We start from the raw sequence: 16,549 nt of genomic DNA, 5'->3' as shown, positions 1-16,549 counted from the left end.
CCGCCGCTGCGCTGGCCGGCCGCTACACTGGCCGTTCGACCCGCTGCGAGAACGCGACGATGCAATTTCTATTGCTGGTGTATGTCGACCCCACCCTGATGGAGACGCTTGCCGATGGCGAGGCCGACACGCTGATGCGGCAATGCTTCGCCAAGGCCGACAGCATGCATCGGGACGGCCAGTTGGTGCAGGCCCAACAACTGGAAGCGACCAGCCAGGCGCGTAGCCTGCGCGTGCGCAACGGCGCGGTGCGCGTCAGCGACGGGCCGTTCGCCGAGACCAAGGAAGTGCTGGGCGGCTTCAACCTGATCGAGGCCGACGACATGGACGAGGCGCTGCGCATCGCTGCGACCTTTCCATGGGCAGCGCTCGGTTGTATCGAGGTGCGGCCGGTGCGCGACATGCACCAGGTGCGCCGCCAGGTCGGCGCACCGGCCGGCGACCTGACCCGCGCCCATGACGCCATCATCACCCAGCACAACCGCTCGGTAACCAACGACAGCGCCTGACGCATCCGCGTCCATGGCAGCGCCGTAGAAGGAGCACGCTCGCCATTCCGGCGAACGTTCAACTACAAGGATCGATGCCCATGAAGACGTCGCTGCAGTCGCTCGCCATCGCTACCGCCCTCGCCCTGTCCAGCGCCCTGGTGCCCGCGCACGCTGCCACCAACCCCACCGTCGGCGGCGCGCCGATGCTGGCCAGCAAGGACATCGTCGACAATGCGTCCCAATCGAAGGACCACACCACGCTGGTGGCCGCGGTCAAGGCAGCCGGCCTGGTCGACACCCTGAAGGGCCCTGGCCCGTTCACGGTCTTTGCCCCGACCAACGCCGCCTTCGCTGCGTTGCCGGCCGGCACTGTCGACACCTTGCTCAAGCCCGAGTCCAAGCCGACGCTGACCAAGGTCCTGACCTACCACGTGGTTCCGGGCAAGGTGGATGCTGCCTCCCTGATCGCCAAGATCAAGGCCGGTGGCGGCAGTACCACGTTGACCACCGTGCAGGGCGAACCGCTCACCGCCAAGCTCAATGGCAAGAAGGTCACCCTCACCGATACCAAGGGCAACACCGCCACCGTCACCACCGCCGACGTGATGCAGAGCAACGGCGTGATCCATGTCATCGACAAGGTCCTGATGCCGTAACCGTCGTTGCCGCGCACCATCGTCGCCGCATCCCGCGTTGCCGACGGCGGTGCGCGGCAGCGCGCAAGGCGGCGTTCGCTTCGGCGAGCGCCGCCGACGCTAGCGACCGATGTCTGCTAGAAACTCATGCACGCAGCGACGTCATCCCGTGCTCTCGCGGTGCGTCGCTGCCTCTATCGCTGACGCGCATCCCCCGCTGTGCCGCACGACCGGGCTTGCTGCATCCAGACCCTGCCACTGGCAGATCAACAGATGCGGATGGAATCTCCATCCTCGGGCAGCGCCTGCAATTGCCGTAGATCGGCGCAGAAGCCTTGGTAGCCTTCGTCGCGTGCCGCGGGCGAGGCCTGGCGCAGGACCCAGGACGGATGCACCGTGGTCAGCACCGGCGTGCCGTCGGCCAAGCGCAGCCATTGGCCACGCTGCTGCATCAACCGAAACGTCGTGCCCAACACCGCCTGCGCGGCGGTCGCGCCCAGGCACAGGATCCGACGCGGACGCAATTGCGCACGCTCGGCCTGCAGCCAGCCACTGCACGCCTGCACGTGGCTGCGCTCCGGATTGCGGTGCAGACGGCGCTTGCCGCGCTGCTCGAAGCGGAAATGCTTGACCGCATTGGTGACATACATCCGGCCGCGATCGATGCCCAGCTCGGTCAGCGCCTGGTTGAACAGCTGACCGGCCGGACCGACGAAGGGGCGCCCGCTCAGATCTTCCTCATCGCCCGGTTGCTCGCCGATCACCATCAACTCCGCATCTTCCGGACCTTCGCCGAATACGGTCTGGGTGGCCGGTTGCCATAATTCGCAGCGACGGCACTCGCGCGCGACCTGCCGCAACTGCGCCAGGCTGGCGCTGTCGCTGTCGGCCAATGGCGCTGGTGCCGGCGCCGGCACGCGCCGTCGCACCGGCTCCGGCGCACGTTCGGCCATCTCGCGCACGCGTACGCCGGCCTCACGGATCAGCTCCGGCAGCAGGGTCGCCTCGGGCAGGTTCTTCCAGTACTTCTGCGGCATCTCCTGCCGCATCATCGTCGGATTGAGTCGCGCCGGGTTGAAAATATGCGCGTAGTAGGTGCGCCAGAGCGCTTCCTGCGCATCGTCGGGCGGCACCTGGCTGCGCTCGGCGCCCTCGCCGAACGCCAATGCCTGCCCATCCCAGCGCACGCTGCGATAGGGCGTCAGGATCGCCCAGCGCATCCCGGCGAAACGACGCGCGAAAAACGGCGCCACCCGGTCGACGATCCAATGCTCGGGCTCGAACCAGGCCACATAGGCCTCTTGCTCGCCAGGCAAACGTCGGAACCGCACGAAAGCCTTCATCTTGTGGGTGTCCCGCTGCACCGCCTTCTGCCATTGCAGCAGCCGATGCACATCGGCGTCGGTGGCCTGCTCCAATAGCGCGCGCTCGCCCCCGGCAATGCGCCACAACACCCGATACAGCAACGCATGCCGCTGCGTATCGCGATGGCACACCACCGCACCGGCCAACTGCAGGAACTCGGCCGACACCCGCGGCGGGGCCATCACCGCCGGCAACTCCAGCAACCCCTGCCCGAGCAACAACCCGCCCTGCCCTCCCGCATTCCACGCAATGGCATCCGGCTCCACCTGCGCGCACCACCCGGCCCGCGCCAGCGTACGCCACGCCTCCAGACTCCAACCAGGTTCCACCTCAGCGTTGAACATCGCCGACACCAACTCCCAAGAGAGAACCCATCACCGCACACCCACGTTACCAGCCAGACGTGGCGACGACTGACCGATACTGCCGACCGCAACCTGTTGCCGTTGCCGCTATTGCCACTTTTGTCGTCGCCGCTGTTGCTGTTGTTACCGTTGCGTTGCTACTGCTGTTGCCTCTGCTGTTGCCTTTGCTGTTGCCTTTGCCTTTGACCTTGCTGTTGCTGTTGCTGTTGCCTTTGATCTTGCTGTTGCTCTTCCCGTCGCCTTAAAGCGAGCCGAGCACCGCAGGCATGCGGGGCCGAAGAGGCGCCCTTGTTTGAGCGAAGCGAGTTTGGGCGCCGTGCCCTGCATGGCGAGGAGCGCAGGGGACCGGTGCGGCGGTATCGCACCGGATCGCGTCTGGCGACAGCGGTTTTGGTGACTTTTGCCAAGACAAAAGTCACCCGCGCCGGAGGCGCGGAAGCTCTTGATCTTGCTTGCAGCCGTTGCCGTTGCTGTCCCTACTGTAACCACAGCGCATCGCACACCTAGCGCCCCCTCAATCAAACAAACTCGCTTGCCGCGGCGCCGGCGCCAACTGCGCACGCAACCGTGCCGGATCATCCAACCGCCGCCGCGGATGGTGATCCAGCACACTGACGAACGGCAGCACCTTCTTCATCGGCAACCGCAACCGCGCCAAATCACCCACCCGCAAGCGCGCATGTCGCCGCGACAGCAACAACCGCTCGACGTTGCGCGTCCCCAGGCCAGGCACACGCAGCAACATCTCGCGCGGCGCCACGTTCAAATCCACCGGAAAGCGCTCCGGATGGCGCAACGCCCAGGCCAGCTTGGGATCCACGTCCAGATCGAGCATGCCGCTGGACTGCGACGGCGCGATCTCCTCCACACTGAAATCGTAGAAGCGCAGCAGCCAATCGGCCTGGTACAACCGATGCTCGCGCTGCAACGGTGGCGCCTGCAGCGGCAATTTGGACGATGCATCCGGGATCGGGCTGAAAGCCGAGTAATAGACCCGGCGCAGCCGATAGTTACCGTAGAGGTTGTGGCTGGTGTCGAGAATGTTGCGATCGCTGGCACCGTCGGCGCCGACGATCATCTGCGTGCTCTGCCCGGCCGGCGCAAAACGCGGCAGTTTGATCCTGCGCGTGGACTGGCTGGTCTGCGCCTTGCGCTCGAGCTGGTTCTCCTCGATGCGCCAGCGCAGTTCGCCCATGGCGCTGCGAATGCCACCGACGTTTTTTTCCGGCGCCAGCCGCGTCAGCCCCTGCTCGGTCGGCAACTCCACGTTGATGCTCAGGCGATCGGCATAGCGGCCGGCCGCTGCCAACAGTTCCGGCGCGGCATCGGGGATGGTCTTGAGATGGATATAGCCGGCGAAGCGATGCTCCTCGCGCAGTTGGCGCGCGACCTCCACCAACTGCTCCATGGTGTAGTCGGAATTGCGGATGATGCCGCTGGAAAGGAACAGGCCTTCGATGTAGTTGCGCTTGTAGAAGTCCAGCGTCAGCGTCACGACCTCGGCCGGGGTGAAGCGCGCCCGCTGCACGTTGCTGGAGACGCGATTGACGCAATAGGCGCAGTCGAACACGCAGAAGTTGGTCAGCAGGATCTTCAGCAACGACACGCAGCGGCCATCGGGCGTGTACGAGTGGCAGATGCCCATGCCTTCGGTACTGCCGATGCCACCGGTGCCGAGCGAGTGGCGCTTGTCCGCCCCGCTGGACGCGCAGGAGGCATCGTATTTGGCCGCATCGGCCAGCACAGCGAGCTTGTCGAGGAGTTTCACGGCGTTAGCATGGCCCGGCAGCGTCTCAGCTTATGAGACGAAGGCCATCACTTGGGTGAACACTTCACGCCAAGCGCAGGACCAGGCCGCCGCAGCTGTCGCTTGCCGTCAGGCGGCGGCGCTGCGGGCGTCCGCGCCCTCGTCGCGCCGAACGCCGTCGAACCGGTAGATGTCCATCGCCAGAAAGCCGGCATCGATCCCGGCATCGATGCGCTGTGCCCCCAGCCGATCGCCGCCCGCCGCGCCCATCGCCACGTACAGCGGCAACAGATGCTCGTCGCTGGGATGGGCACGGGCGGCGTGCGGCGCCTGGCGTCGGTAGTCGAGCAAGGCAGCCAGGTCGTCGTGCTGCAGGCGCCGCTCGATCCATTCGATGAACGGCCGCACATAAGGCGCCTCGCGCGCGCCGTCGTCTCCCTGGCGGAAATCGTGCAGGTTGTGGGTGATGCTGCCGGAGCCGATCACCAGCACGCCCTGCGTCCGCAGCGACGCCAGCGCGCGACCGACCGCGAACTGGTGGGCCGGCCCGAGCTCGGGTTGGATCGACAACGAAACCACGGGGATATCGGCGGCCGGATACAACAGCCGCAGCGGCACCCACACCCCATGATCGAAGCCGCGCTGCGGGTCCGCATGCGGATGCAGACCCGCCTGCTCCAGCAGCCGCACGACCTGCGTCGCCAGTTCCGGCGCACCCGGTGCCGGGTAGTCCAGCGCATACAGCGGCGCGGGGAACCCGCCGAAATCGTGGATCGTGCCCGGCTGGGCCGCGGTACTGACCAGCGGCCGGCGACCCAGCCAATGCGCCGAGGCCACCACGATGGCACGCGGGCGCGGCAAGGTCTGCGCCAACTCGGCCAGGCGCTCGCCCACCAGGCCGGGCTGTAGTGCCGTCATCGGCGAGCCATGCGAGATGTACAGGGAGGGCAGCAGGTGCATTGGACACTCCAGAATGACGAAGGATCGGTGCCATAGATGCCAGGGCAAGACATGCCGACCTTACGCGTCAGAATAGTTTATTTGTGAATTAAATAAGGATAAACCACGCCTCGTCGGATAATTTATTGCATCTCGCTCAATAATCGAGGCCAACCCTGGATACCTTGGATGCCATGCGGGTCTTCGTCGCAGTCGCCGAGCGCAATGGTTTCAGCGCCGCGGCCGACGCGTTGGACCGCTCCACCGCCAGCATCACCCGCCAGGTGGCGGCGCTGGAGCAGCGCCTCGGCACCCGCCTGCTTAACCGCACCACGCGCCGGGTCAGCCTGACCAGCGCCGGCACCACCTATTACCAGCGCTGCCTGCAGCTGCTGGCCGAACTGGACGAGCTGGAGGCCACGGTGGGCGCGCAGGCGCTGGAACCGGCCGGGCTGCTGCGCATCAATGCGCCGGTCAGCTATGGGCTGGAGCGGCTGGCGGCGCTGCTGCCGGGATTCCGCGCCAGCTATCCCCGAATCGACCTGGACCTGTCGCTGTCCGACCGGGTGGTCGACCTGGTCGAAGAAGGCTACGACCTGGCCATCCGCATCACCGCCCAACCTGCTCCAACCCTGATCGCCCGCCATCTCGGCCAGGTGCGCCTGCGGGTCTGTGCCGCGCCGTCCTATCTGGCGCGCGCCGGCACCCCGCGGCATCCGGCCGAACTGGCTGGACACGAATGCCTGCTGTACGCCTATTCCCCGCATGGCGACCGAATGCGCTTTGAGGGGCCAGAGGGCGAGATCGAGGTCCGCCTGCGTGGCGGGCTGCGGGCCAATAACGGCCATGTCCTGACCGCCGCGGCGGTCGCCGGCCAGGGGATCACGATCCAGCCGGACTTCCTGACCGATGCCGAGATCGCGGCCGGCCGGCTGGTGTCGCTGCTGTCCGATTACCGGTTGCCCGAGATCGGCATCCATGCGGTCTATGCCAGCCGCAACCACCTGGCGCCGAAGGTGCGCAGCTTTATCGACTACCTGGTCCAGGCACTGCAGCCGATCTCGGCAGAGACGAGCGCGGCAACAGATCGTCTCGCCGATGACCATTAACGGCTCAGGCGCGCTGTGCGCACAATCCGGATCCCCCCGCCCTCAGGAGCGTCCATGAGCAAGATCGCAATCGTCTACTTCAGCGGCTACGGCCATACCGTCAAGCAGGCCGAGGCCGTGCACGCCGGGGCAGCCAGCGTCGGCGAGGCCTCGCTGTACCGCATCGACCAGGACGGCAACCTGCCCGACGCCGCCTGGGAGGCCATCAGCGCCGCCGATGCCATCATCTACGGCAGCCCGACCTACATGGGCGGCCCCGCCTGGCAGTTCAAGAAGTTCGCCGATGCCAGCTCCAAGCCATGGTTCACCCAGGCCTGGAAGGACAAGCTCGCCGCCGGTTTCACCAACTCGGCCTCGGTCAACGGCGACAAGTACGCCACCATTCAATACCTCTGGACGCTGTCGCAGCAGCATGGCCAGGTGTGGGTCGGCACCGGCTTGCCGCCATCCAACACCAAGGCGCACGGTCCGCAGGACGTCAACTGGATCGGCGGCTGGGGTGGCGCGCTGGCGATTTCGCCTTCCGATGCCTCGCCCGACGAAGCACCGCGCAGCGGCGATCTGGAAACCGCCCGCCTGCTGGGCAAGCGCGTGGCCGAGTTGGCCGCCAAACTCGCCGGCTGAGGCTCCCCAGGGCGGCGTGGCGGCACGCTGCCGCCCGCTGCCCGACTATCCCAGCGCAGCGCCGCGACCGATCGGTGCCGAGACCTGCGTCCAGTCCACCACGGCGGACCAAGCGTGCACGGCCGACGGCCTGGTCGCAGCGCACCGGCGCACGCCGCGATCCCCGCTCGACGCTGAGGACGCCGTTGCCGCTCGGCGATGCCCAACGCAGCACTAACGTCGGTCAGGCGATCCTGCCCGCGCCTTCCCCGTATGGAGCCTCCCCCACCATGCAAACCCGCTCGCTTGGCCGCTCCGGCCCCACCGTGTCTGCCCTCGGCCTCGGCTGCATGGGCATGAGCGCCTTCTATGGCGACCGCAGCGACACCTCCGCCTCGATCGCGGTGATCCATCGCGCGCTCGATGCCGGCATCAGCCTGCTGGACACCGCCGACATGTACGGCCCGCATACCAACGAGATCCTGGTCGGCAAGGCAATCGCCAAACGCCGACACGAGGTGTTCCTGGCCACCAAGTTCGGCATCAAGCTGGACCCGAACGATCCCTCGGTGCGCGGCATCGATGGCAGCCCGGCCTATGTGCAGTCGGCCTGCGAGGCCAGCCTGCGCCGACTGGGGGTGGAGCACATCGATCTGTACTACCAGCATCGCGTCGACCCCAATGTACCGATCGAAGACACCGTCGGCGCGATGTCGCGGCTGGTCGAACAAGGCAAGGTGCGTTTCCTCGGCCTGTCCGAAGCGGCCGCGGCCACCATCCGCCGCGCCCATGCGGTGCATCCGATCACCGCGGTGCAGAGCGAATACTCGCTGTGGTCGCGCGAGCCCGAAGACAACGGGGTGTTCGCCACCGTGCGCGAGCTCGGCATCGGCTTCGTGCCGTACTCGCCGCTGGGCCGGGGGTTTCTCACCGGTGCCTTCGCCTCGCCAGACGACTTCGACGCCGACGACTACCGCCGGCAGTCGCCGCGCTTCCAGGGCGAGAACTTCCAACGCAACCTGCAGCTGGTGCAGCAGGTCAAGGCGATCGCCGCCGACAAGGGCGTCACCCCGGGGCAACTGGCGCTGGCCTGGGTGCTGGCGCAGGGGCAGGATCTGGTGCCGATCCCCGGCACCAAGCGCCTGGCCTATCTGGAAGAAAACATCGGCGCACTGGCGATCGCGCTGATGCCCGATGAGTTGGCCCGCATCGATGCCATCTTCCCGCCACAGGCCGCCGCCGGCACCCGCTATCCGGAAGCCATGATGGCCGCCGTCAACCGCTGACGCTGCGCGGCGTTGCCGATGCGCGCCATGCGCGTCGGCAGCCGCCGTCCCCGCGATGCTCTCGGTCATCATCCCCGCCCATGACGAAGCGCCCCTGATCGGTACCACCGTGCAGGGCATGCGCGCGTGCGCGCAGGCGCTCGGCCTGGCCTATGAAATCATCGTCGTCGCCGATGCCTGCAGCGACGACACCGCCGCGATCGCACGCGCGCAGGGGGCACGGGTGCTCGATGTGGCGCTGCGGCACATCGCCGCCACTCGCAATGCCGGCGCGCGCGCGGCGCAAGGCGATCGCCTGCTGTTCCTGGATGCCGACACCCTGGTCAATCCGACCGTGGTCGCCGCGGCCCTGGCCGCGCTCGACGCCGGCGCGGTCGGCGGTGGCGCGCGCGTCCAGTTGCTAGGACGCAGGGACTGGATCGAGCGCAGCGTGGAAACGGTGATGGGCTGGCTGTTCCGCCTCAGCGGCATCGCCCCAGGCTGTTTCCTGTTCTGCACCCGCGCCGCCTTCGTCGGCGTCGGCGGCTTCGACGAGCGCTACTACGCGGGTGAAGATGTCGCGCTCAGCCGGCGCCTGGCGCGCTGCGGACGTTTCGTCATCCTGCGCCAGCGCGTGCACACCTCCGACCGCAAGCTGCGCAGCTTCTCGCGACGCGAGCATCTGGCGCTGTTGCTGCGCTTTTTGTGGCGCGGCCGGCGCATGCTGCGAACCCGCGATGCCCTGGGATTCTGGTATCAACGGCGACGCTGACGCCCGCGAGCAGACATCGCTGAACTGAACGTGTCCGCCGGTCGTGCGGGCAGCTAGCCACCACATGCGGTCAGGACGCCAGCGGCAAGGCGACCTACACTGGACCGTCTGTTCTGGTCCCGAGTCGCGTCGCATGCTTCCATCGCTCCGCCCTGCCCTGATCGCCGCCCTGTCGGCCGTGCTGCTGCCCTGCACCGCCTGTCACCGCGACACCACCGCGCCGCAGGCCGCCAGTGCGCCCAAGCCGTCGCCCGGCAAGCCGCAGCTGGGCAGCTTCGGGTTGGATGTGGCCGGCATGGACCGCAGTGTGGCGCCGGGCGACGACTTCTTCGCCTACGCCAATGGCAACTGGGTACGCAACACGCCGATCCCTGCCGATCGCTCCAGCATCAACAGCTTCAGCAGCATCGCCATCGCCACCGAACAACGCAGCCGCGACATCATCGAAGGCGCCGCTGCCAACGATCGCGTCACCGGCGAGGACAAGCAGATCGGCGACTACTACGCTGCCTACATGGACGAAGCGAGCATCCAGGCCAAGGGTCTGGCGCCGCTGCAACCGACGCTGGATGCCATCGATCAGTTGGACGACAAGACCGCGCTGGCGCAATTGCTCGGTGGTCAGCTGCGGACCGACGTGGATCTGCTCAACTCCACCAACTACTACACCGACCGCCTGTTCGGCCTGTGGATTTCCCAGGACCTGCACCACCCCGATCGCTACGTGCCGTATCTGGTCCAAGGTGGCCTGGGCATGCCCGATCGCAGTTTCTATCTCGATGGCGGGCCGATGGCCAAGCTGCGCGATGCCTATCGCGCCTACATCGTGCAGCTGCTGGAGCTGGCCGAGGTCGACGATGCCCCGGCCCGTGCCGACCGCATCCTGGCACTGGAGACGGCCATGGCGCGCGTGCATGCCAGCCAGGAACAGACCAACAACGTGCAGGCCGGCGCCAATGCCTGGACCCAGGCCGACTTCGCCCGCAAGGCGCCCGGCATGGAGTGGCCGCCGTTCTTCGAAGCGGCCGGGCTGAAGACACAGCAAGACTTCATCGTCTGGCAACCGCATGCGGTCGCCGGCTTGTCGGCGCTGGTGCAGTCCGTACCGCTGGAGACCTGGAAGGATTATCTGCGGCTGCGTGCGCTCGACCGCGCCGCACCGTATCTGCCCAAGGACTTCAGCGACGCCCGTTTCGGCTTCTACGGCACCACCCTGCAAGGCACACCGCAGCAGAAACAGCGCTGGAAACGCGCCATCGCCGCCACCAATGCCGCACTGGGCGAAGCGGTCGGGCGCCGCTATGTGCAGCGCTACGTCAGCGCCGACACCAAGGCGCGCGCCGAAGCGATGGTCAAGAACATCGTCGCCGCGTTCGGCCACCGCATCGATACGCTGGAGTGGATGAGCGCGCAGACCAAGCAACATGCCAAGGCGAAGCTCGCCGGCCTGCAGGTGGCTGTCGGCTATCCGGACCGTTGGCGCGACTACCATGGCCTGGACGTGCGCCGCGACGACGCGCTGGGCAACGCCGAACGCGCCGAGCTGTTCGACTACCGGCGCAACCTGGCCAAGCTCGGTACCCGGGTCGACCATCACGAGTGGTACATGCTGCCGCAAGAGGTCAACGCGCTGAATATTCCGCTGGAAAACCGGCTTCTCTTCCCGGCCGCGATCCTGCAACCGCCGTTCTTCGATCCGGCTGCCGACGATGCGGTGAACTACGGTGCCATCGGCGCCGTGATCGGCCATGAGATCAGCCACAGCTTCGACAACACGGGCGCCCTGTTCGACGAACACGGCGAACTGCACGACTGGTGGACGCCGCAGGACTTGAAGAAGTTCCAGGCCGCCGGCGATGCGTTGGTCGCGCAGTTCGGCAGCTACAAGCCCTTCGACGATCTGGCGGTCAACGGCCAGCTGACCCTGGGCGAGAACATCGCCGATGTCGCCGGGCTGGCCACCGCCTACGATGCCTACCAGCTCTCGCTGCAGGGGACGGCGCCGCAGACACTGGACGGCTTCAGTCCGGACCAGCGCTTCTTTCTCGGCTTCGCCCAGGCTTGGCGCGGAAAGGAGCGCGATGCGGCCCTGCGCACGTCGGTGCTGACCGATGTGCATGCGCCCGGACGCTTCCGGGCGCAGACCGTGCGCAACCTCGGCCCCTGGTACGACGCCTTTGCGGTAACGCCGCAGCAGCAGCTGTATCTGGCGCCCGCGGACCGGGTCAAGATCTGGTAACCGGGCAAGCGCCCGGCGCCACCTCACGCGGGCTTGGGCCACTGCTGCAGCAGCTGTGGCGATGCCCCCAGTCGCCGGCAGGCGCGTGTGGACACGCCGATCTCGTGCAAGGCCAGGCGGAACAGCGGCGCCAGCTGCCGCATCGAGACGGCTGACATCCGCGCCTGTGTCCGCTGCCAGGTGCCGAACTGCAGCATCTCGCCCGCCCACTCCGGCAACAGGGCCGTGCCGGCGCCCAGGAACACGCTGCGCGACAGCCCGGCCGCCGGCACCGGCAGCACGATGCCACGCAGGATGGCCAGCACTTCCCGTGAGCGGTCGTCCATGCGCAATTGCGGCCGGACCTGGGCGAAATAGGCCACCACCTCCGCCTCGCTGGCGGGCACGTCGCGGGCACCCAGCGCTTCGGCCACCTGCCGCACCTCGGCGTAGTAACGATCGGCGATATCCACCGGCACCGGACGGCAGTAGCGACGGCAGCCTTCCAGGAACCCATAGGCCTCGGTGACGTGCACCCAGGTCAACAACTGCGGATCGTCGGCGCGATAGGGCACACCGTCGGCGGTCTGACCGACCACCTGGGCGTGGATGCGGCGGACCCGGGCGACCAACTGTTCGACCTGCGCGCGCGGCGCATAGGTCGTGCCGGCGACGAACTCGGTGGTCCGCCGCAGGCGCCCGACCAGATCGGTGCGGAAATTGGAGTGGTCGTAGACACCCGCCAGCGCGCGCGGGTGCAGCAGCTGCAGCATCAGCGCGCACAAGCCGCCGGCCAGCATGCCGGGAAATTCGGAGTGCACCCGCCAGGTGACGCTATCAGGGCCGAACCAGCCGGCATCGCCCAGCGGATGATCGTAGTCGACGGTGCTCTGGCCACGCGGAAACACCCGCAGGATCCATTGCTGGAGATGGGCGACGACAGGCGCAGAGAACGCAGGTGGAGAGTCAGGCATCGCCCCATGATAGCCAAGCGCGATGCAGTGCAGCATCGACCACGACCGCAGCTGCGCTCACGGACCCTGCACCCATCGGCCGGCAGAGTCGAGACGCACGCGAATGTTTGGTGTGCACTGCAACACGCCCGGCAATCGCGGCCAACGCGCCGGTCGGCCGATCGCATCGGGTACCGGCATTTGTGCACGCGTTCGCGCTTGCCGTGGCTGCGGCGCCACGCAGGCATTGCCAAGCGCACGGAAAGTGCTAGAACTAGAGACACCTGGCAGCTGCCAGTGCAACAAGCCGTTCGTACCAGTCATCCGTCAGGAGCTCGTCATGATCGCTTTGTTTCAGGGTTTGGGCCTGCTGTTGCAGGACAACGCACTCCATCGGCTTCCGTTCGACGAGCAGATCGCGCGCTGGCGCGAGAAGACCGACGAGCAACTCGACGAGGAAGTCAACTTGCTGCACGTCGCCAGGAAGCAGTGGGTGATCGCCTCGATCATCGGCTGGCAGGCGATCTCGTTGGTGTTGCTGGGGGTGATCACCCACCAGCTATGGCAGAACGACTACCACCTGACCTTCAGCCGCATCGTGATCATTTTCACCTCGTGGGCGTCGATCCTGTTCATCATGTGGTACATCGCCGACCTGTTCGATCACAGCGCCGGTTTCGAACGCTGGTTGCGCGCCTTCAATAGTCGCGCACGGGTCACCGCCGACGCCGACACCGTCGAATGCGTGGCCGATGCGCTGGAGATGGCGCGCCGCTACCCGGAAGTGCTGCGCTATAAGCAGGATGTCACCAGCCGGCGCGAACTACGCCACGAAGACATCGTCAACATGCGCGAAATGGGCCGGTTGCGTCGCCACACCGAGCTGATGCGCGATCTGGAACGCTTCGACGGCGCACCGCGGTTGGTGGTCAACGCCTGACCGACAGCCCCGCCTCGAGCGGCGGCGCGTCACATGCAAAACGGCCGGTGCGCAGGCACCGGCCGTTTTGTTTACGACTGCAGCAGCGCGGACCTCAGGCCTCGGCCACCGCCCGATCCACCGACGGGGTGCGCCAGCCGCTGCGCACGCCCCACAGATAGAACACCAGGCCGACCACTGCGACCACCGCCAGGTCGGTGCCGTAGCTGAGATAGCCGTGCCCGCCGAAGTCGGTACTGCCGGCCCACGACAACAGCGCGATCGCCGGCAGGTAGCACATCATCCAGGCGGCGCCCTTGAGGTTGCGGCGCACGTCCGGCCAGCCCTGCTTGGCCTGGTAGTAGCAGTACACCGGCAGCGCCACCACCATCAGCAGGATGATCTCGCCGGTCAGCGGCCAGCGCGCCCAATACAGCAGTTCGGTGGCCATCACGAAGGCCACGCCAGCCAGCACCGGCAGCGCGGCGATGCGCAGCGGGCGGTGCAGTTCCGGTGCATGCCGGCGCAGCGCCATCGCGCTGATCGGGCCAGTGAGATAGGAAATGATGGTGGCCACCGAAATCACCGCCGCCAACGTGCCCCAGCCGCGGAAGAAGAACAGGAACAGGTAGGAGACCGCCAGGTTGAAGTACATCGCCATGCGCGGCACGCCCCAGACCGGGTGCAACTTGCCGAACGCGGCCGGCATGGTGCCGTTCTTCTCCATGCCGTAAACCATGCGCGCGGTCGTGGCGGTATAGGTGATGCCGGTGCCGCTGGGGCTGACGAAGGCATCGATGTACAGCAGCATCGCCAGCCAATGCAGGTTGACGATGATCGCCAGTTCGGCGAATGGCGAACGGAAGTTGATCCCGTGCCAGCCGGCCTTGGCCAGCAGATCCGGCGGCACCGCACCGATATAGGCGACCTGCAGGATCAAATAGACCACCGTGGCCAGCGCGATCGAGCCGAGCACCGCGAACGGAATGCTGCGCCCGGGATTGCGCGCCTCGCCGGCCAGGTTCACCGGGCTCTGGAAGCCATTGAAGCTGAAGACGATGCCGGCGGTGGCCACCGCGGTCAGCACCGCGGCCAGGTCGATGACGTGAGCGTCGCCATGGATGCCGACGCTGAAGTTTTCCGAGTGGAAGCCGCTGGCGATCAACGCCACACCGGTGGCGGCCGGCACCACCAGCTTGAAGACGGTGATCAGCGTGTTGGAGCGCGCGAACAGCTTGACGCTCCAGAAGTTGAGGAAGAAGTAGACCAGCACCAGCACCGCCGAGATCAGCAAGCCCGGCACCGAGAGCTCGCCGACGCCGCCGGCAGTCTCAACGTACAACCCCTGCGCCCATGCCCACGGCCACGACGCCATGTACTGCACCGAGGCCTCGGCCTCGACCGGGATCACCGACACGATGGCGATCCAGTTTGCCCAGCCGGCGATGAAGCCCACCAGCGAACCGTGCGAATAATGGCTGTAGCGCACCATGCCGCCGGACTCGGGGAACATGGCACCCAGCTCCGCATAGGAGAGGGCGATCGTGGTGATGATGGCCGCGCCCAGGACCCAGGCCCAGATCGCACCGGGCCCGGCCAGACCGGCGGCGCGCCAGGCGCCGAACAACCAACCGGAGCCAATGATGGACCCCAGGCCGGTAAGCATGAGGGCGAAAGGGCCGACTTCGCGGCGCAACGAGCGTTCGGACATGAGGTGCCTGGAGTGATGGCGCCGTGAACGGCAACAAGCCTGCAATGATCGCAGAAGCGGCCGCGTGCCGTCAGTGCGTATTCAGCACCGCGTCTCGTCGAGGCGCACCGCGATGGCCGCGGCGCCCCTCCAATCTGGCGACGCGATCGCAGTGCAGCCCTGCATCGCGATCGCAGTCAGCCAACCACGCCAGGGTGCGCAGAGGCGCGCATCGGACCTGTCTAGCCGTGGCAGTCCGGGCGTGGGGCGGAGGTCCCCACGCACGTCCGCGCATCGGCCGACAGTCCCTGCAGCAGGCGCGTCTGCCCGGCGCGCAGGCTGAAACTGTCCAGGGTGCTGCGGGTACAGGCCGGCCCCGTCGTTGCCGCGGCGGCACAGCGATCCAGATAGATCCGGTAGTGGCAACGCCCACTGCGGCTGGCCAGGCAATGCACGTCGATGCCCTGCGTCGAGGTCAAGGTCTTGCTGAACAGCACATCCTGGCCGTTCTCGGTCGCGCGGGTGATGGCGGTGGTGCCGCTGCGTTCGTGACAGCCGGCCAGGGCCAGCAGGCAATACACCAGGGAGGCGAGCAGGCGCATCGGGGCAATCCTTTGGGGAATGGGGAATCACATGCCGCGGAACAGCGACATGAAGGGTTGGCTGACGCTGAGGGTTTCGCTGCGGCCGCGCAGCGCCAGCCGCCCCTTGCCGTTGTCCTCGCGCACCACCGAGGCCACCGCACGCAGGTTGACGATGGTGGAGCGGTGGATCTGCTTGAACACCTGCGGATCCAGCACCGCCAACAATTCGCGCAACGGCGTGCGCAGCACGGCCTCGCCATTGATGGTCATCACCGTGGTGTACTTCTGGTCGGCCTGGAAATACGCCACGTCTTCCAGTGCGATCAGGCGGGTTTCGCGGCCGCTGCTGGCCGTGAGCCAGGCCAGCGGCGGCGCGGACTGCGGCAGCGCTGGACGCGCAGCCAGCCGCTGCAGCAGCGCTTCCAGCATCGCGCTGTCCGGCTGCCCGCTGGCAGCACGCTGCTGCAGGCGCTGCCAGGTCGCCTGCAGCCGCGCGCGCGCGATCGGCTTGAGCAAATAGTCCACCGCCCCCTGCTCGAACGCATCGATGGCGTATTGGTCGTAGGCCGTGACGAAGACCACCTGGCTACGCGGACTGTCCTGCCGCATCGCCTGCGCCACCTCGATCCCGGTCAGGCCCGGCATGCGGATATCCAGGAACACCACGTCCGGCTGTTCGGCAATGATGGCCTCCAGCGCGCTGGCGCCGTCTTCGCACTCGGCCACCACCTGCAACTGCGGGCACACCTCGCCCAGCAGCGCCATCAGCGACTGCCGCAACAGCGCCTCGTCTTCGGCAATCACGGCCCGCAGCGCGCTCATGCGGCACCCCCAAGCACGACCGCGTCGGCGCCCTGGGTGGGCAACGGCGGCGGCGCGGTCGTGCTTGGGGGT

Annotated in this window: 16 protein-coding genes; 9 read left to right on the top strand and 7 right to left on the bottom strand. The window is 67.1% G+C overall.

Annotated features, from left to right (window positions below):
- The first annotated feature begins 59 nt into the window (after positions 1–59).
- Positions 60–509 (top strand): YciI family protein, encoded by a 450-nt coding sequence (locus CKY51_RS22045; protein ID WP_031339287.1) that lies wholly within the window; start codon positions 60–62, stop codon positions 507–509.
- Positions 510–589: 80 nt separating this feature from the next.
- Positions 590–1,147 carry a fasciclin domain-containing protein gene (locus tag CKY51_RS22040; RefSeq protein ID WP_022971737.1) on the top strand — a complete coding sequence of 186 codons (558 nt, stop codon included), beginning with the start codon at positions 590–592 and terminating at the stop codon, positions 1,145–1,147.
- 245 nt (positions 1,148–1,392) lie between these two features.
- Here the strand turns inward: CKY51_RS22040 and CKY51_RS22035 are convergent, their stop codons facing one another.
- On the bottom strand, positions 1,393–2,835 hold the full coding sequence (locus CKY51_RS22035) for a UdgX family uracil-DNA binding protein (RefSeq protein ID WP_022971736.1): 1,443 nt from the start codon (positions 2,833–2,835) through the stop codon (positions 1,393–1,395).
- Positions 2,836–2,894: 59 nt separating this feature from the next.
- Here CKY51_RS22035 and CKY51_RS22030 point away from each other — a divergent pair, with 59 nt between their 5' ends.
- Positions 2,895–3,101 carry a hypothetical protein gene (locus CKY51_RS22030; RefSeq protein ID WP_152250032.1) on the top strand — a complete coding sequence of 69 codons (207 nt, stop codon included), beginning with the start codon at positions 2,895–2,897 and terminating at the stop codon, positions 3,099–3,101.
- Between the two features lie 269 nt (positions 3,102–3,370).
- Here the strand turns inward: CKY51_RS22030 and CKY51_RS22025 are convergent, their stop codons facing one another.
- Entirely contained in the window at positions 3,371–4,624 is a 1,254-nt protein-coding gene (locus tag CKY51_RS22025; RefSeq protein ID WP_152250030.1) for a putative DNA modification/repair radical SAM protein, read from the bottom strand.
- A gap of 108 nt (positions 4,625–4,732) precedes the next feature.
- The gene (locus CKY51_RS22020) at positions 4,733–5,563 is read right to left on the bottom strand and encodes a DODA-type extradiol aromatic ring-opening family dioxygenase (protein WP_022971733.1); all 831 of its coding nucleotides are present in this window, start codon (positions 5,561–5,563) and stop codon (positions 4,733–4,735) included.
- A 155-nt stretch (positions 5,564–5,718) separates the two neighbouring features.
- Between CKY51_RS22020 and CKY51_RS22015 the strand changes: the two genes are divergently transcribed.
- From CKY51_RS22015 to CKY51_RS21995, 5 genes are all read left to right on the top strand, one after another.
- Positions 5,719–6,651 carry a LysR family transcriptional regulator gene (locus CKY51_RS22015; RefSeq protein ID WP_031339277.1) on the top strand — a complete coding sequence of 311 codons (933 nt, stop codon included), beginning with the start codon at positions 5,719–5,721 and terminating at the stop codon, positions 6,649–6,651.
- A gap of 54 nt (positions 6,652–6,705) precedes the next feature.
- On the top strand, positions 6,706–7,275 hold the full coding sequence (locus CKY51_RS22010) for a flavodoxin family protein (RefSeq protein ID WP_022971731.1): 570 nt from the start codon (positions 6,706–6,708) through the stop codon (positions 7,273–7,275).
- Between the two features lie 269 nt (positions 7,276–7,544).
- Positions 7,545–8,540, top strand: coding sequence for an aldo/keto reductase (locus CKY51_RS22005; protein WP_022971730.1), 996 nt, complete (start codon positions 7,545–7,547; stop codon positions 8,538–8,540).
- 55 nt (positions 8,541–8,595) lie between these two features.
- Positions 8,596–9,291: a glycosyltransferase gene (locus CKY51_RS22000; protein ID WP_022971729.1), complete on the top strand. Its 696-nt coding sequence runs from the start codon at positions 8,596–8,598 to the stop codon at positions 9,289–9,291.
- Between the two features lie 133 nt (positions 9,292–9,424).
- The gene (locus CKY51_RS21995; RefSeq protein ID WP_022971728.1) at positions 9,425–11,530 is read left to right on the top strand and encodes a M13 family metallopeptidase; all 2,106 of its coding nucleotides are present in this window, start codon (positions 9,425–9,427) and stop codon (positions 11,528–11,530) included.
- A gap of 23 nt (positions 11,531–11,553) precedes the next feature.
- Here CKY51_RS21995 and CKY51_RS21990 read toward each other — a convergent pair whose 3' ends face one another.
- On the bottom strand, positions 11,554–12,483 hold the full coding sequence (locus CKY51_RS21990) for an oxygenase MpaB family protein (protein ID WP_031339276.1): 930 nt from the start codon (positions 12,481–12,483) through the stop codon (positions 11,554–11,556).
- A 226-nt stretch (positions 12,484–12,709) separates the two neighbouring features.
- Here CKY51_RS21990 and CKY51_RS21985 point away from each other — a divergent pair, with 226 nt between their 5' ends.
- The gene (locus CKY51_RS21985) at positions 12,710–13,402 is read left to right on the top strand and encodes a hypothetical protein (RefSeq protein ID WP_425509550.1); all 693 of its coding nucleotides are present in this window, start codon (positions 12,710–12,712) and stop codon (positions 13,400–13,402) included.
- 94 nt (positions 13,403–13,496) lie between these two features.
- Here CKY51_RS21985 and CKY51_RS21980 read toward each other — a convergent pair whose 3' ends face one another.
- The 3 genes from CKY51_RS21980 to CKY51_RS21970 all read right to left on the bottom strand — a co-directional run bounded on the left by CKY51_RS21980 (position 13,497) and on the right by CKY51_RS21970 (position 16,477).
- Positions 13,497–15,092 (bottom strand): APC family permease, encoded by a 1,596-nt coding sequence (locus CKY51_RS21980; RefSeq protein WP_022971725.1) that lies wholly within the window; start codon positions 15,090–15,092, stop codon positions 13,497–13,499.
- A 221-nt stretch (positions 15,093–15,313) separates the two neighbouring features.
- On the bottom strand, positions 15,314–15,673 hold the full coding sequence (locus tag CKY51_RS21975; RefSeq protein WP_022971724.1) for a hypothetical protein: 360 nt from the start codon (positions 15,671–15,673) through the stop codon (positions 15,314–15,316).
- 27 nt (positions 15,674–15,700) lie between these two features.
- Entirely contained in the window at positions 15,701–16,477 is a 777-nt protein-coding gene (locus tag CKY51_RS21970; protein WP_022971723.1) for a LytR/AlgR family response regulator transcription factor, read from the bottom strand.
- Between the last annotated feature and the right edge of the window lie 72 nt (positions 16,478–16,549).

The sequence above is a fragment of the Xanthomonas maliensis genome, from assembly GCF_009192945.1.
In the GTDB taxonomy this organism is placed as follows: Bacteria; Pseudomonadota; Gammaproteobacteria; order Xanthomonadales; family Xanthomonadaceae; genus Xanthomonas; species Xanthomonas maliensis.
This window is presented reverse-complemented; position numbering and strand designations above follow the sequence as displayed.